At 42.7% G+C, this 25,320-nt stretch carries 24 protein-coding genes; 10 read left to right on the top strand and 14 right to left on the bottom strand.

The annotated features are described in order from the left end of the window. Nucleotides 1–299: 299 nt before the first annotated feature. The 4 genes from AC1P02_RS12125 to AC1P02_RS12140 all read right to left on the bottom strand — a co-directional run bounded on the left by AC1P02_RS12125 (nt 300) and on the right by AC1P02_RS12140 (nt 2,374). On the bottom strand, nt 300–707 hold the full coding sequence (locus tag AC1P02_RS12125) for an H-NS family histone-like protein (protein WP_485182303.1): 408 nt from the start codon (nt 705–707) through the stop codon (nt 300–302). A 786-nt stretch (nt 708–1,493) separates the two neighbouring features. Further along, complete coding sequence (locus AC1P02_RS12130; protein ID WP_485182304.1) at nt 1,494–1,796, bottom strand: hypothetical protein; 303 nt, start codon at nt 1,794–1,796, stop codon at nt 1,494–1,496. Nucleotides 1,797–1,915: 119 nt separating this feature from the next. After that, nucleotides 1,916–2,107, bottom strand: coding sequence for a hypothetical protein (locus AC1P02_RS12135; protein ID WP_265455427.1), 192 nt, complete (start codon nt 2,105–2,107; stop codon nt 1,916–1,918). 15 nt (nt 2,108–2,122) lie between these two features. Further along, nucleotides 2,123–2,374 carry a hypothetical protein gene (locus tag AC1P02_RS12140; RefSeq protein ID WP_125602553.1) on the bottom strand — a complete coding sequence of 84 codons (252 nt, stop codon included), beginning with the start codon at nt 2,372–2,374 and terminating at the stop codon, nt 2,123–2,125. A 209-nt stretch (nt 2,375–2,583) separates the two neighbouring features. On the opposite strand from AC1P02_RS12140, the gene AC1P02_RS12145 reads away from it, so the two are divergent. From AC1P02_RS12145 to AC1P02_RS12155, 3 genes are all read left to right on the top strand, one after another. Next, entirely contained in the window at nt 2,584–3,027 is a 444-nt protein-coding gene (locus AC1P02_RS12145) for an antitoxin Xre/MbcA/ParS toxin-binding domain-containing protein (protein ID WP_042010740.1), read from the top strand. A gap of 805 nt (nt 3,028–3,832) precedes the next feature. Further along, nucleotides 3,833–5,323 (top strand): SulP family inorganic anion transporter, encoded by a 1,491-nt coding sequence (locus AC1P02_RS12150; protein WP_485182305.1) that lies wholly within the window; start codon nt 3,833–3,835, stop codon nt 5,321–5,323. Between the two features lie 19 nt (nt 5,324–5,342). Then, entirely contained in the window at nt 5,343–6,188 is an 846-nt protein-coding gene (locus tag AC1P02_RS12155) for a universal stress protein (protein ID WP_485182306.1), read from the top strand. Between the two features lie 940 nt (nt 6,189–7,128). Here the strand turns inward: AC1P02_RS12155 and AC1P02_RS12160 are convergent. Beyond that, a complete protein-coding gene (locus AC1P02_RS12160; protein WP_485182307.1) occupies nt 7,129–7,632 on the bottom strand; it encodes an SRPBCC family protein in 504 nt (167 codons plus the stop codon). A 185-nt stretch (nt 7,633–7,817) separates the two neighbouring features. Here AC1P02_RS12160 and AC1P02_RS12165 point away from each other — a divergent pair, with 185 nt between their 5' ends. The 7 genes from AC1P02_RS12165 to AC1P02_RS12195 all read left to right on the top strand — a co-directional run bounded on the left by AC1P02_RS12165 (nt 7,818) and on the right by AC1P02_RS12195 (nt 14,598). After that, a complete protein-coding gene (locus AC1P02_RS12165; protein WP_485182308.1) occupies nt 7,818–8,282 on the top strand; it encodes a hypothetical protein in 465 nt (154 codons plus the stop codon). Between the two features lie 369 nt (nt 8,283–8,651). Further along, a complete protein-coding gene (locus AC1P02_RS12170) occupies nt 8,652–10,028 on the top strand; it encodes a hemolysin family protein (protein ID WP_485182309.1) in 1,377 nt (458 codons plus the stop codon). Further along, entirely contained in the window at nt 10,025–11,038 is a 1,014-nt protein-coding gene (locus AC1P02_RS12175) for a CNNM domain-containing protein (protein WP_485182310.1), read from the top strand. The genes AC1P02_RS12170 and AC1P02_RS12175 overlap by 4 nt, the downstream gene beginning before the upstream one ends. Before the next feature lie 231 nt (nt 11,039–11,269). Next, on the top strand, nt 11,270–11,752 hold the full coding sequence (locus tag AC1P02_RS12180; RefSeq protein WP_485182311.1) for a hypothetical protein: 483 nt from the start codon (nt 11,270–11,272) through the stop codon (nt 11,750–11,752). A 118-nt stretch (nt 11,753–11,870) separates the two neighbouring features. Beyond that, nucleotides 11,871–12,665: an undecaprenyl-diphosphate phosphatase gene (locus AC1P02_RS12185; RefSeq protein WP_485182312.1), complete on the top strand. Its 795-nt coding sequence runs from the start codon at nt 11,871–11,873 to the stop codon at nt 12,663–12,665. 13 nt (nt 12,666–12,678) lie between these two features. Continuing rightward, nucleotides 12,679–13,740, top strand: a complete 1,062-nt coding sequence (locus tag AC1P02_RS12190; protein ID WP_485182313.1) for an AI-2E family transporter — start codon at nt 12,679–12,681, stop codon at nt 13,738–13,740. 69 nt (nt 13,741–13,809) lie between these two features. After that, nucleotides 13,810–14,598: a hypothetical protein gene (locus AC1P02_RS12195; RefSeq protein WP_485182314.1), complete on the top strand. Its 789-nt coding sequence runs from the start codon at nt 13,810–13,812 to the stop codon at nt 14,596–14,598. A gap of 31 nt (nt 14,599–14,629) precedes the next feature. On the opposite strand, the gene AC1P02_RS12200 is transcribed toward AC1P02_RS12195, so the two are convergent. The 9 genes from AC1P02_RS12200 to AC1P02_RS12240 form a co-directional block, all read right to left on the bottom strand. Continuing rightward, a complete protein-coding gene (locus tag AC1P02_RS12200; protein ID WP_485182315.1) occupies nt 14,630–14,851 on the bottom strand; it encodes a hypothetical protein in 222 nt (73 codons plus the stop codon). A 427-nt stretch (nt 14,852–15,278) separates the two neighbouring features. Then, on the bottom strand, nt 15,279–16,253 hold the full coding sequence (locus tag AC1P02_RS12205; protein ID WP_485182316.1) for a hypothetical protein: 975 nt from the start codon (nt 16,251–16,253) through the stop codon (nt 15,279–15,281). Between the two features lie 424 nt (nt 16,254–16,677). Next, a complete protein-coding gene (locus AC1P02_RS12210) occupies nt 16,678–18,003 on the bottom strand; it encodes a hypothetical protein (RefSeq protein ID WP_485182317.1) in 1,326 nt (441 codons plus the stop codon). Between the two features lie 407 nt (nt 18,004–18,410). Continuing rightward, the gene (locus AC1P02_RS12215) at nt 18,411–19,370 is read right to left on the bottom strand and encodes a bacteriophage abortive infection AbiH family protein (RefSeq protein WP_485182318.1); all 960 of its coding nucleotides are present in this window, start codon (nt 19,368–19,370) and stop codon (nt 18,411–18,413) included. 1 nt (nt 19,371) lies between these two features. Then, entirely contained in the window at nt 19,372–20,472 is a 1,101-nt protein-coding gene (locus AC1P02_RS12220; protein WP_485182319.1) for a PIN domain-containing protein, read from the bottom strand. 277 nt (nt 20,473–20,749) lie between these two features. Then, on the bottom strand, nt 20,750–21,205 hold the full coding sequence (locus AC1P02_RS12225; RefSeq protein ID WP_485182320.1) for a hypothetical protein: 456 nt from the start codon (nt 21,203–21,205) through the stop codon (nt 20,750–20,752). A 2-nt stretch (nt 21,206–21,207) separates the two neighbouring features. Continuing rightward, nucleotides 21,208–21,627 (bottom strand): hypothetical protein, encoded by a 420-nt coding sequence (locus AC1P02_RS12230; RefSeq protein ID WP_485182321.1) that lies wholly within the window; start codon nt 21,625–21,627, stop codon nt 21,208–21,210. Beyond that, nucleotides 21,624–23,729 carry a hypothetical protein gene (locus AC1P02_RS12235; RefSeq protein ID WP_485182322.1) on the bottom strand — a complete coding sequence of 702 codons (2,106 nt, stop codon included), beginning with the start codon at nt 23,727–23,729 and terminating at the stop codon, nt 21,624–21,626. Before AC1P02_RS12235 ends, AC1P02_RS12230 begins: the two co-directional genes overlap by 4 nt. Further along, complete coding sequence (locus AC1P02_RS12240) at nt 23,713–25,320, bottom strand: hypothetical protein (RefSeq protein ID WP_485182323.1); 1,608 nt, start codon at nt 25,318–25,320, stop codon at nt 23,713–23,715. Before AC1P02_RS12240 ends, AC1P02_RS12235 begins: the two co-directional genes overlap by 17 nt.

Genomic DNA, 25,320 nt, shown 5'->3' on the forward strand with positions numbered 1-25,320 from the left:
TCACCCCAAGTATTTTTATAAAACCATTATTACATCTATGAAAATTTAATTCACATCAAAAGCCCCATCACGATATAAAACCATCTCGTTTCTATCTAGGATATACCATGAATAACCCTAGATAGATTATTGCCATAAAGATACTAACTTAGTATGAACAAATCCTGAATAGAATGGCGACAACTGTGATTATAGTGTTTAAATAGTTAAGTAATATGCACATAACTAATTTTATACGATGTGAGGGTTATTGAAATAACTAATTACTTAGCCCATGGAGCTCCATGGGCTAAGTAAAGTTAGATCAGGAAATCTTCCAACGCTCGACCACCCTCAACCGCTGCCGCGATGGCCTTGGGCATGCGCCCCTGACCAGTCCAGGTCTTCTCCTGACCGTCTTCGGTGTACTTGTATTTTGCAGGACGGGGAGCGCGTTTGGCTTTGACTGAACCCTCAGATTTCGCCGGAGCCGCAGTACCAACCAGCTCACTCGGATCTATGCCTGCTTGTTTCAGCATCTCGGTAAACTCAGCCAGTTTTTGCAGGCGCTCGGCGGACTCTGCTTGGATTTTACTTTCTTGCTGCTCACGCTCAGCAAAAACCTCATCCAATTTCTCTTTAACTTCGACCAACTGCTCAAAAGAAAGTTCGCGCAATGCAGCACGCAAACTACGAATATTCAGCAGTGTTTTCAAAAAATCGTTCATTTTTAGCCTCATGTATCATATTTTTATATCAGGAAAATTATCTCTCAATCCCAGCATCAGCTCCACTGTTTTTGGCACCAAGACGATTAGATAAATAGTATTATTCAAAAAGACGTGAGCGAAATCGCGTTTGGATCTGCTTAGTGACCTAGCTCCAATCTTCTATAAAACTGTGTAGTTAAAAAATTAATATAGGTGGTAGTGAGCGTTGAGACCATCTCACCAGATGAGCCGATGAACTATCTTGATCGGCTCACGAAATGAGCCGATTGGACAATATCATTGGCTCACAGAATGAGTCGATGATAAGAAGTTTTAGATTTGCCCCTTGAGGATCCAGACACTTCGCCCCTCTTAACTTAAGAGGTAGTCTTGGATGACTAGACCACTACACATCCATGTCTCCAGAAAGCAAAAAACCCCGCAATGAGGCAGGGTTTCAGCATTTTTTTCAACTTCGCACTCAGGGTAGCGACTCTCCCTTGTTTCAACTTCGCACTCAGGGTAGCGACTCTCCCTATGTTTTGATCCTATAACAAGGTTAAGCCGCTAGTCAACAGTCACAAGTAACCACTTCGATTTCGGGTTCAAGGGGTCACCCCAACGACTCCTTCGTGGCAACGGGAACCTTTTGGTTCCTGATTGCTAAGTATGCAACTTTATTACTTAGTGTGACTCTTTATTACTTGGCGTGAAACAGCCTCAAGAAAGTCTTGCGTATTAGCGGCAGTACAGATGATAAGAAACATTTCTCTCCACACAAACTAGAGTATGGGAGCATATTATTCATATTATTTCCCTATTAGAATCATCACGCCCAAATGTTTCTGGGTTTGCAGCCTCATAGTCATCGTCAAACATATGATGTCCGCGATGCATCTCCCTCACTGTTGCGAGTGTACCGAAAAAACACATTTCACACAGATGCACCTGGTAACGTTCACCATCATGATGCTGGGAACCATAGCCAAAATCTGCTGACAGGCAGCCATATTCATTGGTTCCAAAATTCGTTTTTGTACTACGACCACAAGCGTCACAGAGGACATCGACAACTTGTTCTGTTGGAACAACTCCTTTTACGAGCATGCTACGCTCCTTATTTAAGACTTTATGAAAACTATAATATCTTCTGCTCTTGATGTGGGAGTAACCAGTGCTGGCTATTTATCACTGGAATAACCCGCATTGAGCACTCACTTGATATGTTATTTTTGGATATCTTTGCACTCAAATTTTGGAGGTGTTTTCCAACCTGTAACGCGCCCGCTGCGTTTGTTGATCCTGCGGTATTCATTCCCCAACAGAATTTCCCATTCAGAGCCGTTCTCCGATAGAACCTGAAAAGTATTCCCAAGCTCAATACCTATGCCAGGCTCAGTACAGATCAGCTCAGTCATCGACTCTCCTCGGTGCTAGGACATATCACCATTTTTTTCCGATTGTTCAAGAACGGAAGCCATCGCGTCTAGTGACCGAGCAAGGGCACGACACTCGTCTGCGGACATTAAAGCTGATGTGAATGCGGCAGCATTCTCATTGTGAACATCCATTTCACTGACTCTGATGTAGCCACCATACGGGCTGGAATAGACGCTCACCTCTACTTGATGGAGTGGTGTTCCGATTGGTTTATCCAACTTTAAAACACTTGTATAAATAGGCATAGCCCCTATTCCTAATCGAACGCTTCGAAACTATAGAATATTGCTCGGGGTTGCTCATGATGTCCATCAATAAATCAAGACACCAACCTAGTTGGTTGGAAACCAAGTGTCGGCCCTGCAACATGTGCAAACTTTGTTGAGCACTGGGCACGACAGTGTGGGGGGAGATAGGGCATGATAAAGAGCCCATGCAGACAGAGGAATGTAACATGAGACCCGATGCAGTCCATAACCCGAACCTTAGAGCGACACTTCTTGACCCCTTGGGTGTTCCTCGTGAAGCACTGAGTGCTCACCTGTGGATTGTGGCTGGGGTTCCTACGGACATCATCCATCAGTTAGCTGCGCTCGTTAGAACTAATGTTGGTGTGATATGTAAGCTGGCTGGTATTAGCCAGAGCACTGTGACTCGCAGGCTCAAAGCAGATACCCCTCTATCAATATCACAAGGTGCCAGGGTGTATGGAGTAGTGCTCGCCCTTGATGCCGCTCTGTCCCTTCAGGAAAACGATGCCGTCATGGCATTGTCGTGGTTACACCGTCCTGCATGGGGCCTTGGTGGCGTAGCACCTGCCGATCTATTGACTACACCGATGGGTGTTCAGGCTGTTATCGAGCTTGTGGGGCGGATTGAACATGGGGTTTGCCAATAAGTAATCAGTCGGGGGCTGAGAGGATAAAACCAGCTCAATTGGTTAACATTCATCCAAACAGAATGATTTTCAAAATTTTTTCGCATCCCCCCACTTGAAAAATTCGGAAAACTGTCCATTTACTAATTATGAGAGCTTGAATTAAATTTCAGCGTTTGAACATTCCGCTGCTACGCAGCGAAGAGAGCCCAGTTTTACAACCCCTCACACGATTTTATTGAAAATAACATATGAAAGTCGCTTTTATAAACCAAGGTTAATTGGATTGACATAATAAATTAATGCTCTGTCACTTGGTAATGGATTTAAAATTCATAAGCTGAGAGAGAATAGAGAATAGAGAATAGAGAATAGAGAATAGAGAATAGAGAATAGAGAATAGAGAATAGAGAATAGAAATCAGAAATCAGAAATCAGAAATCAGAAATCAGAAATCAGAAATCAGAAATCAGAAATCAGAAATCAGAAATCAGAAATATAACATCAGTGATGATGTGTGGTTATATTCGCCCCCTAGGGTGGAAAATTAAAAAAGTGTTTTGCAAAAATGAGAGCTCTATCTATACAAGCTCCTCTCTGCTATCATTTTCCGCCCATGAACAAATCGCATACTGGCGTGACTGTAACGCCGCCCTAACCCCTCCCTCTGCGGCTCCTGCCGCCTGACTCTGGTTATCACAACCGGAGCGCTTTTTTACACCCATTAGATCCCAATACAACAATCTGATCCTGCCCGAACTCCATCTGCCCCCAAGTCGGTGGATGCGTTGCGCTATGGATCCTAAACAAGCGAGAAAATCCCCCCATGCTAGAACGTGCAAGACAAGAGTGGTTCTCCAACATACGTGGTGACCTGTTAGCCGGAATCGTGGTCGCACTGGCACTGATCCCAGAAGCCATCGCCTTCTCCATCATCGCTGGAGTAGACCCCAAGGTCGGCCTCTATGCCTCCTTCTGCATCGCAGTGGTCATCGCTTTTGTCGGCGGTCGTCCAGGCATGATCTCGGCAGCCACAGGCGCAATGGCGCTCCTGATGGTGACCCTGGTCAAAGAGCACGGCCTGCAATATCTGCTTGCAGCGACTCTGCTCACTGGGGTACTCCAGATCGCGGCGGGTTACCTGAAACTGGGCAGCCTGATGCGGTTTGTCTCCCGTTCCGTTGTCACCGGCTTCGTCAATGCGCTGGCGATCCTCATCTTTATGGCCCAGTTGCCTGAGCTCACCAACGTCACCTGGCAGGTATACGCCATGACGGCGGCTGGCCTTGGCATCATCTATCTATTCCCGCTTATTCCGGTGGTTGGCAAGCTAGTGCCTTCTCCGCTGCTCTGCATCGTCATCCTGACGGCAGTCGCCATCACCATGGGGATCGATATCCGCACTGTAGGCGATATGGGCGAACTGCCCGATACCCTGCCCATCTTCCTGTGGCCAGAAGTGCCACTCAATCTGGAGACGCTGGCGATTATTTTCCCCTACTCTGCGGGCCTGGCTGTGGTCGGTCTGCTCGAATCCATGATGACGGCGGCCATTATCGATGACCTGACTGATACCAGCAGCGACCGCAATCGCGAGTGCAAGGGCCAGGGGATCGCCAATATTGGTGCGGGCCTGATGGGTGGCATGGCGGGCTGCGCCATGATTGGTCAGTCCATCATCAACATCAAATCCGGTGGCCGTGGCCGCCTATCTACCTTTGTGGCTGGCACCCTGCTCATCCTGATGGTGGTCTTCATGGATGAGTGGATCCGCCAAATACCCATGGCGGCCCTGGTAGCCGTGATGATCATGGTCTCTATCGGCACGTTCTCTTGGGATTCACTGCGCAATCTGAAAAAGCACCCGCTCTCCACCAATATCGTGATGATCGCGACAGTTGCTGTGGTCGTCGCTACCCATAACCTGGCGCTTGGGGTATTTGTCGGGGTACTGCTCGCCTCCCTGTTCTTTGCCAACAAGGTTGCCCACTTCATGCTGGTCAAGAGTGACAGTGAGCGCAGTGGCGAGGTGCGAACTTATCAGGTACGGGGCCAGGTGTTCTTCGCCAGTGCCGAGCAGTTCTTTGCCGGATTCGACTTCAAGGAGGTGGTAGAGAAAGTGGTGATCGACCTCACCCACGCCCACTTCTGGGACATCACCGCTGTCACTGCGCTGGACAAGGTGGTCATCAAGTTCCGCCGTGAGGGCACCGAGGTTGAGCTGATTGGTTTGAACGAGGCGAGTGCCACTATCGTTGACCGCTTTGGTGTACACAACAAACCGGAAGAAGTTGAAAAGCTGCTGGCTGGACACTGATGACAAGAAGGAATTCATCATGACAAACATTTTTGCCTGTATCGATGGCTCCCCAGCCATGACAGCAGTGTGTGATACGGCGGCATGGGCCTCTGCCAATACGGGGTTACCCGTCACCTTGCTGCACGTATTGGAAAAAAACGAGTTTGAAGGACACAGCGATCTCTCCGGCAATATTGGTCTTGGCAGCCGCGAGCTTCTTCTCCAGGAGCTCGCCGAGCTGGATCATCAACGCAGCCGCCTCGCCCATGAGCAGGGACGGATGCTGCTCAACAGCGGTAAGGATTATCTTGCTGGCTTGGGGATGCCAGAGGTCGATACCCTGCAACGCCACGGCCAGTTGGTAGAGACAATCCTGGAACACTCATCCAACATGCGGATGTTGATCATGGGCAAACAGGGCTCGACCCATGCCCACGATCTGATTGGCAGCAATATCGAAAACGTCATCCGTACCCTAGCTAATCCCATCATGGTGGTGCAGCCGGGCTTTCAGGCCCCAAGCCGCTTCCTGTTTGCCTATGACGGCAGCCCGACTGCCAAGAAGGTGCTGGAGCTGATCGCAAGCAGCACCCTGCTCAAGGGACTTGAATGTGACTTGGTGATGGTCGCCGAGCCGAGTGAGGAGCGCGAGCGTCAGCTGGCACAAGCCAAACAGGTCTTGAAAAGTGCGGGCATCAGGGTTGAATCAACGCTGCTGCAAGGAGAGGTGGTGTCAGTGGTTTGCCAGCATGCCGCCGACATGGGGTGCAACCTTATCGTGATGGGGGCTTACGGTCACTCTCGGATCAGGCAGTTCATTGTGGGAAGTACGACAACACACATGCTGAAAAAAACCGAAACGTCTCTCTTGTTACTCAGGTGATCACTCAGTTGTTGGGATGACCTCAAAAATAGCTTTTTTTCATTACACTGAAAAATCATTGATTTTACGCTTATCTAAAATTTCTATGCAATCAACAACGGCACATCACATCATTTATGATGTGCCGACTTAATGAACCATTGAATAGTTTTATAAAAGCTCGTAGACCACCATAGCTGAAAAAAGTGAGCTAGCCAAAATAAGCAGTCCCTCAATTTTCTCTCTGTTCATGGTTGCCTCCACATGGTTAAACCACGCCTACAGAAAGCGTACATGTTCGTGCTCGCTAATAAAATGAAAATACGATCATGAAGAAGTGAATTTTTTGTGACAAGCAAACCAGGAGAAGGGACTCCATGAGGCTCATCCATCCATTGAGCGCCCACCTTCTCTCGCGCCAAGGGGCGCCATTTGGAGTCGATGGTTTACTGGGAACATAGATGAGCTTTAGAGAGCAACTCGATGCGAAAAACAGGGACAGGATCGCTATGACCCCTACCTTACCAACCAGTTATGATTGGAGAAAACAACGCCACTATGTCTTGAATAGAAGTGGTTACACTGGACAGTGTTGCCGCCCTAATAGGCCTCTGGATCTCTTCAATCCCGTAGCCTATGCAGCTGTTCGCGATGTTGTATTGGGAGGGATTGGAGTTCTCAGTCATAAGCTATTGAAGGTTAGACTCGACTACCTAATTGCCCTTCCGTCAGGTGAGTCAATGCGAGGCCAAGTGGTTCGTAGTTTGCCAGATAAGTTATTTCCCAAGCTGTAGCGAAGCGGTATTCGATGGCATCGTTACCCTTCCGCTGCCCAATTCACACAATGACTGCCTTTTATCCAGTCCCAAGATGCTACAGATTTTGAACGAGACTATCGGTTGATCATGTCGCTAGTCCAAAATATCTGCTGAATATCTACTGCAAAAGAATCTATTAATCCTTAGGATATATATTCGTCAGCAGCCAACTTATGGTAAGAGATCCAGTCTATGGGCCCCTGAGTGAATCGGCGCTGAAGCCTGGGTAGGAAAACATTCTCCCATAAATTTCTGGAAAATTCGCAGCCATCTGCCCAATCATCACTAGATAAACCATCTTCTTGGGAAAATGAAACTACCGTTTTATCTCCCTGCGATTTAAAATAAATACATATCAGCAACTTTTGATTTTTAAGGCTTGGGAATTTTGATGAAAAACTCCACGAAAAGCTTAAAAGCTTATATGGGATAACAGATAAAAAATAGCTCCCTTTGCTACTCTGCTCATTATTATCACCTAGATTTTCAAAGAAAATCTCAAAAGGCCCATTAGGTTGCGCAATAACGTGACATACTGGCGCCATGAAATTACGAATACCATTCTCGGTCGTAAATTCATCCCACACCATATTTATTGGTGCTGGTACAGTAATACTATATAAAGGCTCCTGATTAATGTTGGGCATAAGTCATATCTCCATTATGATAGAAAAAATCATAGAGCAGTGAATCTGTATGGATTATGAACAGCAAACTCTTCCCATAACACCATGCGATCAAGGAGTTTTAACAGCAACCACCGAGCCAAAATGTTTGATCGCTATCTGTATGACGGATAGCCTCCAGACCCATTTGTAAATGATATCGCTTGGTGAAAAACTCCGAAGGTGGTGTTTCCAGAATTGGAGATATTATGTCTATAAAAATCGAGCACGGAAGATACTCAATAGATCTCCATGGTGATGGCCTGATTACATGCGAGCTCAGCGGTACATTCAATAAGGAAGGAGTGGATGCATGGATCTTAGAAATGCTTTCTACCATTGAACCCATTAAAACTCATCCATTTGGCTTGCTGATTGATGTAAGAAATTATGCTGGAGCCACAGAAGATGCTCTTCAAGCAGCTGATAACTTTCATCAATTGTTGAGGAATAGCATGCTGGTGTGTCAGGCCCATGTTATCTCGTCAACAACCTTATACTCGATTTCGTTAAGTAGGATCCCTTCACTCAAGCATCATGTAGTCAAAAGCTTTCTAAGAATCGATGAAGCCAGTACATGGGTGACAGAGAAACTGGCAAGCCAGGCCAATGTGTGTGAAACCGGACGATAGGTACTTGACCTGAACAGTCTGCTTGAGTAACAAACTTGGTAAGTTATGCTCCCTTGGGGTAGCGAAAAGCTTAGTTCATCCCTCATGATGCTCTTCTGGCAGTACGAGATTAACCAGCTAAGTCACTGACGTAACAGCTATGGGGGGACGGACTTGTGACATGGAGTAAAGGTCACGACATCTATGATTTTTTCTACGATATGTTACATGAAAAAATAGCATATGCGACCGCTTGACGATGTAAGCGCAACACTGATATACATCACGCACTTTTAACTACCATGGATGCATTAACCCTACCGTGAACAGTCAACTATCGTCTGTAGCCTCCTTTAATATCAAATGTAACTTAAATTATCTGAGGAGGACATGGTGATAGAACCAATCCTCTCCCTCCTGCTAGGGATATTGATCATCCTGGCAATCATCGCTGCTAATGGTTACTTCGTTGCTCAAGAATTCGCCTACATGGCTGTTGACCGCACCAAGCTTGCTGCTCGTGCTGCCGAAGGCGACCTCGCTGCCAAGCGGGCTCTAGCCGTTACTAAGCGTACAAGCTTCATGTTATCGGGAGCACAGCTGGGGATCACAGTCACAGGACTCATCATTGGTTTTGTTGCAGAGCCACTCATTGGTAAGTCACTCGGGGCCATTCTCGGCGGAGTAGGTATATCGACTGAGGTCGGTGTGACTATAGGCACCATATTAGCTTTAGTCGCTGCAACGATTATTCAGATGATCTTTGGCGAACTTTTTCCCAAGAACCTCGCTATTGCTAACTCTGAACCACTTGCTCGGGGATTAGCGAAATCAACACTTATTTATCTGACGGTATTTGGCTGGCTTATTGGTTTCTTCGACAAGTCTGCCAACCTATTGCTAAAAGCACTGCGTATTGAGCCTGTACATGACCTGGATGTCAGTGTGTCAGCTGATGACCTTCCCCGCATCATTGCGGACTCTCGTGACAGTGGAGATCTGCCTATCGAGCTCTCGCTGATGATGGATAGAATTCTAGACTTCCCTCAACGTGACGTAGAGCATGCAATGATCCCCCGCTCCCAGGTTGATTGGCTAAGTCCATCAATAACTCTGGGTGAGCTTCGTGAACTTATGGCTCATGGTCATACTCGCTATCCAGTTATTGATGACGATACGCCTGTAGGCGTTGTTCATCTAGCCGATGTACTTTCGAGCCTATCCAAAGGTGGGCGCGATCTCCCTGTCTCCGCCGTAATGAGGGATGCCTCTGTTGTCCCAACGCTGATGCCACTGCCGGATGCTCTCCGCCAATTGATTAGAACCAATAACCAGCTTGCTTGTGTCATTGATGAGTACGGTGGTTTTACTGGTGTCCTTACTCTGGAAGACCTGGCGGAAGAGATCGTAGGCGAGATTACAGATGAACATGACGCTGAGCTTGGTGAGCCTGTAACATCGAGCGGGGATAACATCTGGCTAATGGATGGTGACGTTCATCTAGATGAAGTTGAACGAGCGATTGGGTATGAACTACCTCGTAGTGATGTTGAAACTATTGCGGGTATGCTTATCGAAGAACTCGGAGCCTTGCCTGTTAAAGGTGACTCTGTGACTATCGTATTGCCTGTTGATCCTGCTGAGTTGGTTTCGGAAGAGCCTATTCAAAGGAAGTTGATCGTTGATGTTTTAGAAGTCGAACGATATGTCCCAACGGAAGTACGTGTACGGTTGGTCGAAGAAGTAATGAATGAGGATGTCCGATGAACGACCCACTGTTCGTAACTTTAGCCACAGTAGCTTTAATCGTACTAAGCGGCTTATTTGTCATTATTGAATTTGCTCTTCTCGGTGCTCGTAGGCATCGCTTGGAGGAACTTGCTGAAAAAAGTAGCTCCGCACGAGCGGCTTTGCGTGGTATGAACGATTTGACATTGATGCTTGCTGGCGCTCAATTGGGTATTACGTTCTGTACTTTTGCGCTAGGTGCTATCACTAAACCTGCTGTCGATAATTGGCTTGAGCCCTTATTTTCCGCATGGGGAATGCCTTTGTGGATCGCAGGAGGAGCCGCCTTTGCACTAGCCCTTTTTGCTGTCACCTTTTTGCATTTGGTCATAGGTGAAATGGCTCCGAAATCTTGGGCAATCGCACATCCAGAAAGATCCGCATTAGCTATTGGCATAGTTGCCCAGGCTTATATTTGGCCGTTACGGCCTTTGATGCGCTGGGTGAACAGCTTGGCAAACCGTCTTGTAAGGGCTGCTGGTGTTGAGCCTCTGGAGACTGCTGCTGTAGGGGGCCAGGACATAGCAACCATTCGTCAATTAGTGGAGCATTCCGCTAGTACCGGAACGCTAGCACCACAAGTTCAACAACAAATCTCAAGCCTGATTGATCTGGGTACTGTCCAGGTAAAGAGTCTACTGTCAGATACTTCTGCTCCTACCTACGTAAAAATCGGAGCCACGGTTGCAGATATTCGTGATGCTGCCGAAAAGTCTGGTCATATGCGGATCCTTCTCTTAGGCCCTACAGAGTCAACACCATTAGTCGTACACTTAAGGGACACTTTGATAGAGCTCGATGATCGCCCTGCGAGTGAAATTGCTCGCCCTGCATTCATTCTTGATGCCAAGACACCGGTCTATGAGTCATTAGCTCGCATGCGAAAATCGAGCGTCCAGTTTGCCGTTGTTATGGAGGAGCAGCATATGTGTGGTGTAGTTACTCTTAACGACATTTTAAAGAAGGTGTTACCTGCTGCATCTTCATAAATGCATGTCTATCACTCAGCAATAAATGTCAGTTAGTTTAGATTTTATAAATTTTCTGCTATGTTTATAACAGCGACCCTCTTTTAACGCTTACTTGATGTAAGTAGAGAAAGAGGGTCGTTTAATTACGATAGGAAAGGATTTCTGGATGACCCTCAATGAAATGAATACATGCAACATGAATATACAATGAACGGTAGTACACCCCAATGAAAAGATGGATTGATAAAAATGGCTAAAGTTGGAATATTCATCATGCTCATGATGGCCGTTTTATTTTTTATACAAATACCCCGACTACAGCATGTTTCGGAGGAAATCACTCTTAGCGCTGATGGAATCACAAGCGACTTAATTTCGCCTAAAGATATAAGCAATGAAAAGGCGATGTATACATACATAACAGCCAATATTATATATTGGGAGGAACACATCTGGAACCTTATTAATAAACCAGATGAACTTAATAGCACCATTACTATTTTGGCAGGAATTAATAAAGCCTTCAATGAAATAACTTATCCAGAGTGTCTTTCGCCTATAGAGAAAACTTTAAAGAATCACTCTAATGAGACCATAAAAAAGCTATCTATTAAGCAGTCGGATGACTTTAATAAAGCAATACATCAATCCATAAGAGAAAAAATAGAAATAAAGCCACTGCTGATGGATGCTATTGTATCTTGCCAACTTAAAGTTACCTCCTTACTCTGAGTGAGTTGGTGTAATTTAAGCTCAGCCATGCTGAGGCAATTTTCACAAAAGACAAGACACAATTAATCATTGCATATTATAATGATTAACTAAACCTGTAGCATTATTTGGATTTACGATGGATTATTTTCAATCAGTTTTTCTTGCCCTCGTTCAAGGGTTAACAGAGTTCCTTCCCATATCAAGCTCGGCCCATCTCATATTACCAGCAAAGATTTTTGGATGGAATGACCAAGGTCTTGCATTTGATGTTGCCGTACATGTAGGTACGTTAGCAGCCGTAATCATATATTTCCGCAAAGATGTTATCTCTCTTATTCATGGCTTAATATCACATGTCAGAGGCGACAAGACAGAAAACGGTCGTATAGCATTGCTTTTGATTCTAGCTACAATACCTGCAACATTACTTGGTTTCCTAGGGAAAGATATTGTTGCTGGCGCAGCTCGAAGTACACTTGTAATAGCCATTACTACAATTACCTTTGGATTGTTGCTTTGGTATGCAGATAGAACATCGTCCCTCTTAAGAAAATTAGATAGCCTAAATTATAAAGATGCCCTAAAGGTCGGGCTTGCTCAGGCTGTGGCGTTAATACCTGGAACATCTCGTTCTGGTATAACGATGACAATGTTGCTAATGTTAGGCTTTGACAGACAAACTTCCGCTAAGTTTTCATTCCTCCTTTCTATTCCAATTATTACACTGGCAGGAATATATCTGAGCTACCAGCTTTTTGTCAGCTCCATTCAGATAGATGTCATCGAGTTGCTTATTGGAATTTGCGTAAGTTTTGTATCAGCCTATCTATGCATCCATTATTTCTTGAAAGTGATTGAAAAACTAGGAATGTTGCCGTTTGTTGTGTATAGATTGTGCCTAGGTGTGGTATTAATACTATTCTTTCTTTGAAGATGGAGGCTAAATGAAGACGACATCACTAGAAAACAAGGCATTTCTTCTGACACTGATAATTGTCAGCTGCTTCTTTATATGGGTTATTTTACCTTTCTTTTCAGCTGTATTCTGGGCCTGCATTATAGGCGTCCTGTTTGTGCCTGTGAAAGAGTTCATCTCTGCAAGAACAAGGCTAGGTAAAAATACATCATCATTGCTAACCCTTCTCATATGTATAATTATATTGGTTGTTCCATTGCTTTTCATTGGATGGTCATTTGGCAAGGAGATAAATAGCTTATACAAAACAATGCAAGAAGGGAGTGTTAACTTTGGTGAATATCTAGATACCATTAAGGTATCCTTCCCAAGGCTACATGACTTAATGGTTTCTATCGGTGTCGATTACGAAGATATAAGAAATCAACTTACTGACGCAGCAGTGTTTGCCACAAGATTTATCGCTCAACATGCATTGGTACTTGGGCAAGGAGCCTTCAAAGTCATACTTGATATCTGTATTATGCTATATATTGCATTTTTCATGATTCGGGATGGGCGGCATCTGGTGCAGAAAGCTATCGAGGCTCTTCCTCTTGGCGATGACAGAGAAAAACTCATGCTTGAAAAATTCTCCGAGGTAGCTAGGGCAACGATGAAGGGGAACTTTGCTGTTGCCTCGTTGCAAGGCTTTCTTGGTGGTTTAATCTTTGCAGCTCTTGGGATCCAGGGCCCTATTATATGGGGTGTTGTGATGACGCTACTTTCGTTGATCCCAGTTGTGGGTTCTGGTTTGATTTGGGGGCCTGTAGCTATATATCTCTTTGCCTCTGGTAATATAATGGATGCTGTCATACTGACTACTTTTGGCGCGTTAGTCATAGGTCTTGTTGACAACATTCTTAGACCTATACTCGTTGGTCGAGATACTAAAATACCAGATTATTTAGTTCTTCTTTCAACATTGGGAGGAATAGTGGCATTTGGTCTTAATGGATTTGTATTAGGGCCTATCATTGCGGCCCTATTCATTACTACTTGGTCAATCTTTGGTGATGACCTAAGCTTTAGAAAAGAGTTCAGTGATTAGTAATTAAAAACATTAATTAAAGTGTTTGGCCCCTTTAGATAGAAGGGGCCAATAGTGAAGGAGTGTGGAATGTTATTCTATAAGCGCATGCTAATTGTGTTGAGCTCAGACATCAATGATGTACCTGTGTCAGTTTTGCAACAGGTGATTGAGCTTGCTAAAGAAAATGATTCAAAGGTAACAATGCTAAAAATCATTCCACACTTTACCCCCTTTCTGATAAGCAGCAAGGATGAAACAATTATTAAAAATAATTTTATCGAAGGGGAGAAATCTGAGTTGCTTCGATTTTCATCCTCTTTTGGAAAAGAGATAGATATTGATGTGGTATTGTCGATTGGGGATTACAATGCCGAAATAAAACGCCAGCTGGATAAGTATGATTATGGATTGATAATTCAGTTTGCTGATGAGGGCTCTTGGTTCAATAAAATTATAAATGATGAGCATTACAGTTACATACTCAATTCTTCAAGCTCACTTTTACTTGTAAATAGCAGAGCGAAAAGATTATTTGATGACATGCTTATGATAGACCCTGACGCTAAAAATTCAGGGTGTATAGAGCAGATGTTGTCTATGTTAAATCACTCGATTAAACCATCAAAAATTAGTATTGCATCAAGCCAATTAAATGTTATCGCCCCAGAAGAAGACATCAAAGTTGAGTTGGCAACAATAGCGACAGAGTTTCACATTATAAATGGTTATCACGAAAAAGAAGTATTAAAGCTGATCTCATCATTAGAGAGTGATGTGCTCGTGATAAGTGGAGGTGAATCTTCCATTCCTCTCGAAAGAATAATTCAGAAAGTGCTATCTAAGTCAGATTGTTCAGTTCTCGTCATGCGAAAATAAATGGCAAGATGGTACGTATGTGCTGATGAGACTAGGAAAATTCATCTTCATCGCACAGATGCCTCAGGGTGACCTCATCGGCTATTGCATACGCATAGGCCCACAGCTCTTCGATCTGGTCTGCTTCTTCACCAACAGCCATGCTCTGAATCTCTTCGAGCTCTATGGCATGCGCCCTGGTAAAGGGTCTCTCATTGATGATTTCTCTCGCTTTGGCAAGGAGTTGCATACTTGCATCATGGGGCTTGTCCATAGTTCACTAACCATCATCCAAAACCGCAACAAATCTATCATTAAGTGCGCATGGTGGCTACGCGCTTCGATGAATTGTACAGGCAGTGGTAGATGGTGCAGGGGGGGTGACCACAACATACAGCCATCAACGGTTTGATGAAATCTGCCGTAACTATCAGACCTATAGGGCCAATAGCTGACTCAACAGATTGCTTGGTTGCAAAGGGATGCCTCGATTACTCCCTAGCCAGGCCCACTGATGGTGCCTTAGGGGAAGCGGAGGAGCTTGGCTGACCATCACAGGTGGGAGGCCCCTACAGCATGTTGAAGATGGCTTGAAATTGATACGAAAGGAAGTGCGCACTCAAAGTAGCGTAAACAAGACACCGGTTTGAGGCCGGTGTCAGGTGATAACTAGATCTGTACAGTCTCTATTACATGAAGTTTTATTCCCTCAAGTCAGAGAACTGCTTGTTAACTACATCCTCGAACTGCTTCAGTGTCTTTTGATACTCCCTTAGTTCACGTGGAATAAGTGCATCAACAGTTTTAAGCAGCTGCTCAACATTATCAGGCAGCTTAGGCATTGCAGCATCTCTAATCAGCTGCTCAAGATTATCAGGCAGCTTAGGCATTGCAGCATCTCTAATCAGCAGCTCAACATTATCAGGCAGCTTAGGCATTGCAGCATCTCTAATCAGCTGCTCAACATTATCAGGCAGCTTAGACATTGCTGCACCTCTAATCAGCGGCTCAACATTATCAGGCAGCTTAGGCATTACTGCACCTCTAATCAGCTGCTCAACATTATCAGGCAGCTTAGGCATTGCAGCATCTTTAATCAGCTGTTCAACATTAGCAGGCAGCTTAGGCATTGCAGCATCTCTAATCAGCTGCTCAACATTATCAGGCAGCTTAGACATTGCTGCACCTCTAATCAGCTGCTCAACATGAACAGGCAGCTTAGGCATTGCAGCACCTCTAATCAGCTGCTCAACATGATCAGGCAGCTTAGGCATTGCTGCATCTCTAATCAGCTGCTCAACATTATCAGGCAGCTTAGGCATTGCTGCATCTCTAATCAGCTGCTCAACATTAGCAGGCAGCTTAGGCATTGCAGCACCTCTAATCAACTGTTCAACATGATCAGGCTGCTTAAGCATTGCTGCACCAATCTTTTCAAACAGTTTTTCCAATTTCTCAGGTAGTTTAGGTGATATTACCGCAGAGGGCTGAAGCTTATTATTAAGCTGCTGCATGGCATTGTGCCACCCACCAGAAATTCCATTGAGTTCAGCAATGATGTCTAACGCTTGGGCTAGATTTATTCCCTTTTCCTTGACGAGCTTTTTGGCTTTTTTACGGCAAAATTCGACGGTATTACCAGAAGGGAATTTGATGTGATCGTTTTGGTGTTTCATGATACGCCTGTCCTTCATAAATTTAGATGCGCTAGCCGACATACGCCCTATAGAAGAATAGGGTTAATTGAATTTTCTTTCACTCTGCTGGTCACACACCTTCGCCTAGGTCGGCTAACTGGGTGCAGAAGTACCCATGACAGTATCATGCCATAAACAAAGAGGACTCATCAAGATCTTTTCTATTGGCTTTATCAGTTAGCTCTCTCTGAATCGCAGTATCTTCAACGATAATGCTGACCGTGGATACGCGCTGCTCTCCCGCTTGTCGCCAACGTGGCCGCATGGAGCGCTACATTGTTGCCAGTCCCATGGGACTTGTACGCTATGTCACATGCTCTTGGGGTCAAACAATTCCAGGCAGTGCTGTCAGTTGATGATGGGGTCAAGCGCAGTTGTCAGGTTAGAACTAGATCTGTACAGATTATGGGATTTTTATGAAAGAACCATATTTTCGCCTTAAATCATCAATTGCTCTAATGGCCTGCCTTTCTTTTTCCTCCAGTGCTTTTATCTCATTTGATTTTTCTTTTAGCCACTGTGAAAACATTACTTGAGCCTGTTCTCTTGACTTAAGATCAACGATGATTGCCAAGTCTTTGGATCTTTCTGTTAGAGCATCTTCTCGTTCTTGTATGGAAATGAGACTATCATTTAAATTTCTCTGTATCAGATCTAAGGAGGCTGAACGCCTACGTATTTCTACCTCTCCAGCATCAAGCCGAACCTCTTTGGCTTTAATTGTTCTATTTATATCATCAGCCTGTGAATGAAATTCTGCCTTAAGCTCATCTAAATTGAGAAGGTCGTTTAGTAAGTCTTGCTTTTTATCAATTTCATCTTGTATATAATAGAGACGGCCTTTTAATTCCATTTCAAAGCTTCTGTATTGGTCTTCCAATAGGATTATCTTTTCCTGTGCCTCTAAAATGGACGACTCTTTTTCTTTTAATACTCTCTCCCATCTTTTTAAAATTGCGTTAGCCTTGCCTTCTGCATGCCGAGACTGTTGAATTACTCGCTGCATATCACTTAGCTCAGATTGACTCGTATTTTTTATCGCGTTGTATTCTGCATTAAGCCTCTTAACCTCTGCATGATGCTTTGCACTCAAAGATGAATGTTGATGCTGTAAAGATAATAATTGTTGTCTATTATGGGAGTAAATCATTTCGGAGAAGTTGCCAACAGGGGCTACAGACACCCATTTTTTAGGGCATTTTTTTATGTAATCTCTAATCTCATCTTTTGAGATTATCTCTCCTTTTACACGAAATCCACTAAGGTCAAGTTCAACGCAGGTTGCATTCACCTTCTTCAGTTCTTTAATCTTCTCTCTATCACAAAAGTGCGTAACTGCAACTTCGATGAGAACCTTCTCTCCCTCGATGAACCCAATTACATCAGGGATTACTCTACCCTCATAAACCTCACATGCCATCTCATCAAAGGATATATTTTGATGTATTGGGTTTATAGTTCCAATAGGCAGTAGCAACTGCCTGTCAGTTGCTAAAACCTCTTTAGCTAGGATATGTATTTCCGTTTCTGGCTTCCAGGTACAGGAGTTCTGTTCGATTGAATTAGGCTCATGAGCAAAATAATGGGCTTTAATTGGCCCTTTCATTGCCCAGACAGCGCCCTGACAACCGATGCATATGCAATTGCATCCTTTTCCACTAACAACGTCTTTGACATCAACGATATGGCCGTTGTCATCAAGAGCACGGGTCATCAGGATTCTTGCCATCTCTATCCTACCTACAAATGGATCTATGTATAAAAGCGCATCATTTTATTCAGCCCACGTAGATGCGTACACTACATCAGTTACTACAACATTTTCATGAAAAATCATACACTTCCATTTGATTGTTTTGAACTTAATCAAGATTCAATCGGATTCAGAGATATGACCACTCCCCAGGCGAGCTCATTGGGCTTTAGAGGATGCGTAGGAGCGATCAGGGAAGGATGATACAAGGGAAACCCCACAGTATGTTGAAGACGGCTCTGAAATTGATACCAAAGGAAGGGCGCACGAAAGTAGCGTAAACAAGACACCGGTTTGAGGCCGGTGTCAGGTGATAGCTAGACTAAATCTGTACAAGAAATATTGAAATTCACCGCAATCGTTAATAATTTTCCAGGTTTTTCTTATATCTGTTCCATTCTGACAACTACAACGTTAGCTATTCCAAATCCTTTTAGAGTGTCACCGTGTTTTTTCTCATCATTAGGGTCATAAAAAGTCACAACCCATTTAGCATCAGGTCTGACTGATTGAACCAACTTCTTGAAGTAAGGTAAATCTACGTCAGCTAATGAGTGACCGAGAACATATACTTCATCAATGTTGCCGAGCTTTGCAAAGAAGTCTTCATTGTTTTTTATGACCTGATCTGTGCCCTTGAAAGTGGCTGAGAAATACTGATTAATAGCATTTTTACCAAGATCGAATGAGTAGTCATATTGATCAGATTGATAATCCATCCAACGTTCTAAGTCTTCATCACTCAATCCTGATGGTGGTTCAGCAGGTTTCTCTTTGAAGTTATCAGGGTCAACACCATGACCGAGAATTAACTCATCAACATGTGTATTGGCTTTTCCGTGAATAAATAATATGTTCTCATCGGGGACTGCGTAGTATTGAGAAAGTGTATCTGTGTAGTTGAATGTGAGGTAGAGAGCGTCCCTATTAATATTTACTGAACGGCCATGATCAAACATAGGAAACTGCACAGCCAAAATGAACTCGTTGAATGCTTTATACAGTTCAGTGGTCAGAAGGCCAAGTATTCTCTCCATTTCAATTAAAAGCGTGTATCTGTCTCGGTCTCTAAAGTCATCAGAGGAATAGTTTGGCATTGCATCCATGTTTGCTTCCAAAACAGAATCTGTATCAAGTAGTGACATACTTGTTTCAAATTCAGACCATAAAGGGTCTGACATTATTGTTGGACAATCTGGGTCTAAGTCAGCAAACCCGTAATAGTCGAGAAGTAGTTCATAAGTTTCCCTGTAGTTTTTTTTGAGATAAATTCCAAAAGATGTATACCTAGTGTCAAGGCCATGATGAACATCAAATCCATTACCTATTACATACAGCTTCATGTTATTCACCATTAATATCTAGTTCTTTGAAGCTAATGACTTCTGAGTCACCATCAGTCAGTTCAAAATATGTGTCTTGGAAGTAAAGCTCTTCAATGTGTGCGTTAGCTTTCAATCCATCTGGATAGGCAAGTGTTAGGTGAGCAGTATATGTTTCTTTGTGTTTTACGATTGACTCATTACTCAAGATGAATACATATTGCTTGTCTTCAGGATCCCAAGGTGAACGGTCATAATCTGAAAATTGGTACTCTGCCGTAACAACCACCTCAAACTCTACTTCGTATTCTGCGCCCTCGGCATCGACATTCTGCAAGCTTTTCTTTTCAACATTTAGTGAGTTGATTTCTATAGAATTGATAATGTCATCGAAAGGGTCTGCATGTTCATAGTTGAACTCGCCATCTTTTATAGCTTGCAGGGCATCCACTTTGATTTGTTCTAGGAGTTGTTCGAAAACTTCATCAGCAAATTCGGCTGGCTCTTTGTACGCTTTGTCGCTTCGAACAATTAAGTCAATTAGGTCATCTACTTTTTCAAGATGAATGAAGTTATCCTCTTTCTCACAGAAGGATTTCATATCGCCGTCGTCACTAACGATATAGACTGCATTCCCTCTAGCCAAGCTCACCTGTTTAATAGCCTCTAGCGCAAATGCATCAGGAAACTCGTGTTTTTTTGACTCTTTGCCAAAAGGTGGGTGGTTGTTGAAGTAAGCATCAAATACAAGTTGAGGGTTAACAATGCTTACATTTATTGTTTCAACGTAGCCACTTTCGACAAAATCATCAAATTTATTACTGACAACAGTATAAATATCCTCACCTTTAACCTTGGTAAAGATTCCATGACAGTCAAGGTCGGGAGTGTTTCTTAGGAACATCCCATCTCTTTGCATCTTACTTATCATAGAAGCTGCTTCTTCAGATTTTCGTTTAAGATGAGAGTCGATCTCTTTCCTTGTCACATCAGTAATGAGCAAGTGAATTTTCTCATCCTCAATTAGTTCTTGAAGACGACCAAGTGCATATTGTCCAAATTGATAGTTTTTCTTTTCAAAAGCACTTGTATCTATAAAAGCTAGCCTTGTCTGTAATTCCATAGTAAATACCTTGAATACGTGCGGTAAATTGCCAAAAAAATAAATTAACAAAACAATCAATTTCTAAAAACTAAATGCATATTAATTCATTGCCAAATTTTGGACAAGTAACAAATTAGCAAGGTGTGATGAGGAATTACTTTAAATTATTATGGTTACTTCCGATGTTGCAAACGGCTTCAACTTGATACCAAAGGAAGGGCGCTCGAAAGTAGCGTAAATAAGGCACTTGTGTCAGGTTATAACTGGAACTGTAAAATTAATGACGTTGGTCCATTCAATTACCCTCTGGAGGTTTAGGTGCTTTATCTAGTAGCAATTCATCAACGGCTTCATATTTTTGTAAAAGAGACCGCAGCAGGCGGTTCTCCATCTTCAGTGCGGCAATATCGTCTTCTAACTTATTTATTTTAGATTTTGCACGTCTTACATAACCTACTTTACTAGGTAGGTTATCATTTACATTTTGAGCTTCTGCTTCATTCCTTGTGTGGTAGGCAGATACCCAACGATACTCGGCGTTCCTCAATTCAGCAGATGCTTCATTAACATTAAGAGTTGATGTGCTGATACCAAGGAGTCGTGCTAATTCTTTGCGCTTTACACCTTTGAATGCTTTAGGGCCCGCTGTCTGTATCCAGTTATAAAAATCAAGCTTAGTGTCACGTTCTGCAATCCATACACGAATGCTATTTGCTATGTCTTTTGCTCGTGAAATATTTGATTTAGCCATACTCATCGCCCCCGAGAATTGATTGTCTCTTGGCTAACAGGTAAAGCTCTGTTCAGTTCAGCTTCGCTTATTCCGCGATCCGTTGCATTCTTCTGCCATAAGACAAAACGATGTAACAATGCGTTATTTTCTCGCTCTAATCGACGTATTTTACTTTCCAATTCTTCGATACGTTTTGCTGCATGACTTAGTGAGCTAGGCTTTTTAGCCGATGCAGAAATGCCAGTTTTCAGTTCAAGTTTTCGTTCTTGTATTCGGTTAGTTATTCGTGGGAAATTTCGAATTGCTCTATCTGATGGTGCGTCACCATATTTTGATTTTAGCCTATTAAGTAGCTTAGGTGTTGAGAGAGTTCCTTGTTCTATACTCCAAGTGTCAATCAAATGGAGTAAGTAATCTATGTGTTCTTCTTTCAACCTCATTCTTCATCCTCACTATAATCTGATAGAAATTCATTAAACTTTATTTCAGCTAGGATATTTTTTTTGCTTTCTATGGCCTCAAGCTTTGGTAGTATTCTTGATAAACCAAGGTGCCTAATTGCTTCTGTATGTTTTATTGTTGTTAACTTATTACCGTTCTCAATTTGTTTTGCTAGTTCTTGTGCTTGATATATCAACCCTGATTTTGGGGCTTGCTCGTAAGCCAGCATAACAAGTGCACCATCTTCGAGCGGCGAATCATCCCCTAATATTTTTACCAATCCATCTATGATCTCATGACGAATCTGCAAGCGTTTCAGTCCGAATGAATCGCATTCAGATGCAGCTAAGGCTATTTTATCGCTGACTTCGTTGAGTTCCTCTATCAGTCTTTTAAGTGTTCTCTTATCACCCTTACAGTGAAGGTTTTCAGGGCACTCAATGCAGTTACATGTTCTAATACAGGGTGATTCACAGTAATTGTGTGTACACATACCTAGCGGTGTTTTGAAAGTGAATCCACCTGTACCTTGAGCTACTAATTCAAATTTGAGACCAAGATTTTTCCGTGTCATAGGTATCTGGTGGTTAATTCGATCAAGACGCTGTTGTGGTGTTAGCTCCATTGCTTCAAAGTTGCCGCCTGTGGATACCATTATTCTTTTTTGTTCAGCTGTTCGATGATCATACACAGATCCCATTTCTTGACGGTGGCTCCACCAGTTTAATTGAAACTCTCCCATCCCACCTAATCTTGCCGCTGTGTTGACCATATGTCGGTATGCATGTGTATTATAGTCATCTGGATTTAAGTTGAGATGCTCGTAACCTATTCTTTCAAAAAAACTACGCATATATATATCTGCTCCTGACGAAGCACTTTTTACTTCTTTAGAACGCAACCAATCTCTAAAATGGGATTTGTTAATTTTTATTGCGCAATTTTCTACGGTATCTCTACTCTGATGGGTTTGATGCTTGAGCATTACCATTAATGCTTCGGAATAACGAACTTTATTTTGTTCTGAGTAAATTGGAAAATCTGCTGGAACCCAGCCATTTTTTAGTGCATGTTGGTATGCTGATGGATCATATTCTGGACACTGTTCATCCCAAGATTTAAATACTTGTCGGGCTGGTTCTGTTACATACTTAATTCTTTCAATAGCCTCAATGATGGCATGTTCAAACTCTCCATTTACTGTCGATGGGACTAATTTCCAGTGATCCATATCAGTTTTTTTTGCATACCAAGTAATGCCATAAACTACGGTGTCATCTACTTTTGCAGTCACAAGACAATTAACTGAAAGTTGTTCGAATAGATCTTGAGAACGAGCAGGAACCATCATCAAGATCGTTAGAGAAGATGATACTATGACGTTTTTGAAATCATTGTCCAATTCAAAGGCATTTTCACCATGTGATAACCACGGTTGATTACGAAAGTAATCTGCTACTGCCATTACTGCTTCGTAATCAGGAAGCTTATGGCTGTTTCCATCTATTAGTTTTTCCTTGTAGCTATCACTCGATATCTTGTTGTGTACTTTTAATCTTGGATTTATCCATTGTAGAACACTCTGGGATTTAATAATGCCTAATGAACCAAAGTACTCTACAATGAGTTTTAGACTTTCAAAAATAGAACTCATATTCTTCTGTAGAGTATTATTGAGGTCAATTAATGATATGCTTGTGAAATCGGCTTCATTGTTCAATGAACGCTCTCTGAGAACATGTTCAAGTGCAAGATAATCTGAAAGTATAGAATTAACAGCAGTTCTTGAAATGCCGCCTTTCATGATGTACATATGTAATATAAGAGACTGAATGAGCTCTCGTGATTCTTTGGAGATAAGATACACTTCGCCAGGATTCAGGTTTTTGATAACATCTTTAAATTCATGCTTTATGAATCGACCCGCGCCGTGCCACCTACTTTCGTTCCATGCCCATGATTTGGAGGCATCAAATGGGCAAGTTATTGGTTCAGACATCATCCTACGATAGTGTGAGATGAGTCGCTCTATTGCTTGTCGTCCTTCAAGTTGTTCCCTATTAACATAGGCTATAACATTCATTCTATTTTTCCCCTTCATACTGTATTCCCTTAATTTCAGGGAGTTCACTTAGCATTTTAAGCCGTACTTGATCTGCCATGAATTTGCGTTCTAAAACAGCTATCTGAATAGTTCGCCAATTTTCAATTCCCCGAAAATCACCAAATTCGCACGCCTCTCTAATTCTATCCTCCACATAATTGAGTACGGCTTTGTGATTTCCAAATGGGCTTGGGATAAACAGTTCACATTCATAACAGGCTATAGGGTAATCCTCGGTACAAAAGACTTCTTTACCACATAGACCAACATCATGGGACTTATGCTTTGTGTAGAGTTTTATTACCTTGTCAGTGTCAACAGAGATCACTTGGTTTTTATCAAATCGTTTAGCTAAAGCCGAAAGAGTTTTCTCTAGATGTTCGCCAATCTTGATAGCCAAAACGGGTAGTGCATTCACGTAAGCCATGGCTGCCTTGTAGCTAGCATGGTCTAGAGAGTTTGCTACCTCTGCAATAGATGCTCCAGATATTGCTTGCTTAGTTGCGTAAGTGTGTCGTAATCGTCTTGCTGTGAGATGAAGTATCTTACCTGTACGTTCAGATGAAATGGAAAATATTGAATTATCTTCAAAAGCATAGTTTATTCTTGCTTCGACACCTGCTCTATTGTGTAGAATTTTTCCACCCAGTACTGTATTGATGCTGTGTCGGGAGATTTCACTTCGTAATACTTTAGTGGGCCTTTCAATACAGAATAAAGGAACATGTTTCTTTTGCTCTAAAGTCAGAGGGCCTAATAATTTTTCAGTTAACGTGATTGACCTATCAGCAACAGCTGAAATATCTTTATCAAATTCAAGTTCCCAAGATAATGGTATCTCGTTGAACTCTACACGGAAGGTTTGAAATTTCTGCTTCGCAACAGGACAGTTGTATAGTATAACTTTCTTTGGTGTGCCATCTATGTTTATAAATCCATTCTTGAAATCACATAGCTTAGTATTTGCCAATTGCTCTGCACGCTTGCCAGTTATGAATATGAGCTTTAATATTAAATAGGTTCTTTCACATATTTTACCAGTGAAATGAGCGCGGACAAGTTGGTATATAAATTGTTTTCGTTCATATTCTGTCAGAGCACGAGTATCTTCGCTCTTTTCATGGTTGAATCTGTTTCCACGGTCACCTATAACTAGCTCAGATAAATAACTCTCCATTCCTGGTTCAAAAGCATTTCCGTAACCCTCTATAAAACAGCGTTCAAGAAATACTTTTACATTTGATTTAATATGCTTTGGTTCATCTGATGCAAAGAAAGTTAAAATCACATTAATAGAAATGCCATCAGCAGCGTCAACATAAGTGCTTAAAAATCTTTTAAAGTCTAGAACTGATATACAAACGGTGGATGCTGCCAATTGAGTGGCTCGATAGGCAAAGGTTCGTCTAAGGGCCTCTTCTTGAGCATCAGGCAATAAATCAGCTAGCCAGTCAATATTTAAAGACGAATTTACACTTAACTGCCATCGAGAAGTGTAAATATCAAACTCAAAACCATCCTTGGATGTGTAGGTCTCACGCTCTCTTGACGGAATTGAGTATCCATTTTCCAGACGTTTATTCACCAT

The sequence above is a fragment of the Aeromonas sp. TS_SC_11 genome (assembly GCF_057318915.1).

Bases quoted from the DNA above. Each gene is read 5' to 3' on its own strand.
- AC1P02_RS12125 (WP_485182303.1), bottom strand. From the start codon at position 707: ATGAACGATTTTTTGAAAACACTGCTGAATATTCGTAGTTTGCGTGCT.
- AC1P02_RS12130 (WP_485182304.1), bottom strand. From the start codon at position 1,796: ATGCTCGTAAAAGGAGTTGTTCCAACAGAACAAGTTGTCGATGTCCTC.
- AC1P02_RS12135 (WP_265455427.1), bottom strand. From the start codon at position 2,107: ATGACTGAGCTGATCTGTACTGAGCCTGGCATAGGTATTGAGCTTGGG.
- AC1P02_RS12140 (WP_125602553.1), bottom strand. From the start codon at position 2,374: ATGCCTATTTATACAAGTGTTTTAAAGTTGGATAAACCAATCGGAACA.
- AC1P02_RS12145 (WP_042010740.1), top strand. From the start codon at position 2,584: ATGAGACCCGATGCAGTCCATAACCCGAACCTTAGAGCGACACTTCTT.
- AC1P02_RS12150 (WP_485182305.1), top strand. From the start codon at position 3,833: ATGCTAGAACGTGCAAGACAAGAGTGGTTCTCCAACATACGTGGTGAC.
- AC1P02_RS12155 (WP_485182306.1), top strand. From the start codon at position 5,343: ATGACAAACATTTTTGCCTGTATCGATGGCTCCCCAGCCATGACAGCA.
- AC1P02_RS12160 (WP_485182307.1), bottom strand. From the start codon at position 7,632: ATGCCCAACATTAATCAGGAGCCTTTATATAGTATTACTGTACCAGCA.
- AC1P02_RS12170 (WP_485182309.1), top strand. From the start codon at position 8,652: ATGGTGATAGAACCAATCCTCTCCCTCCTGCTAGGGATATTGATCATC.
- AC1P02_RS12175 (WP_485182310.1), top strand. From the start codon at position 10,025: ATGAACGACCCACTGTTCGTAACTTTAGCCACAGTAGCTTTAATCGTA.
- AC1P02_RS12180 (WP_485182311.1), top strand. From the start codon at position 11,270: ATGGCTAAAGTTGGAATATTCATCATGCTCATGATGGCCGTTTTATTT.
- AC1P02_RS12185 (WP_485182312.1), top strand. From the start codon at position 11,871: ATGGATTATTTTCAATCAGTTTTTCTTGCCCTCGTTCAAGGGTTAACA.
- AC1P02_RS12190 (WP_485182313.1), top strand. From the start codon at position 12,679: ATGAAGACGACATCACTAGAAAACAAGGCATTTCTTCTGACACTGATA.
- AC1P02_RS12195 (WP_485182314.1), top strand. From the start codon at position 13,810: ATGTTATTCTATAAGCGCATGCTAATTGTGTTGAGCTCAGACATCAAT.
- AC1P02_RS12200 (WP_485182315.1), bottom strand. From the start codon at position 14,851: ATGGACAAGCCCCATGATGCAAGTATGCAACTCCTTGCCAAAGCGAGA.
- AC1P02_RS12205 (WP_485182316.1), bottom strand. From the start codon at position 16,253: ATGAAACACCAAAACGATCACATCAAATTCCCTTCTGGTAATACCGTC.
- AC1P02_RS12210 (WP_485182317.1), bottom strand. From the start codon at position 18,003: ATGGCAAGAATCCTGATGACCCGTGCTCTTGATGACAACGGCCATATC.
- AC1P02_RS12215 (WP_485182318.1), bottom strand. From the start codon at position 19,370: ATGAAGCTGTATGTAATAGGTAATGGATTTGATGTTCATCATGGCCTT.
- AC1P02_RS12220 (WP_485182319.1), bottom strand. From the start codon at position 20,472: ATGGAATTACAGACAAGGCTAGCTTTTATAGATACAAGTGCTTTTGAA.
- AC1P02_RS12225 (WP_485182320.1), bottom strand. From the start codon at position 21,205: ATGGCTAAATCAAATATTTCACGAGCAAAAGACATAGCAAATAGCATT.
- AC1P02_RS12230 (WP_485182321.1), bottom strand. From the start codon at position 21,627: ATGAGGTTGAAAGAAGAACACATAGATTACTTACTCCATTTGATTGAC.
- AC1P02_RS12235 (WP_485182322.1), bottom strand. From the start codon at position 23,729: ATGAAGGGGAAAAATAGAATGAATGTTATAGCCTATGTTAATAGGGAA.
- AC1P02_RS12240 (WP_485182323.1), bottom strand. From the start codon at position 25,320: ATGGTGAATAAACGTCTGGAAAATGGATACTCAATTCCGTCAAGAGAG.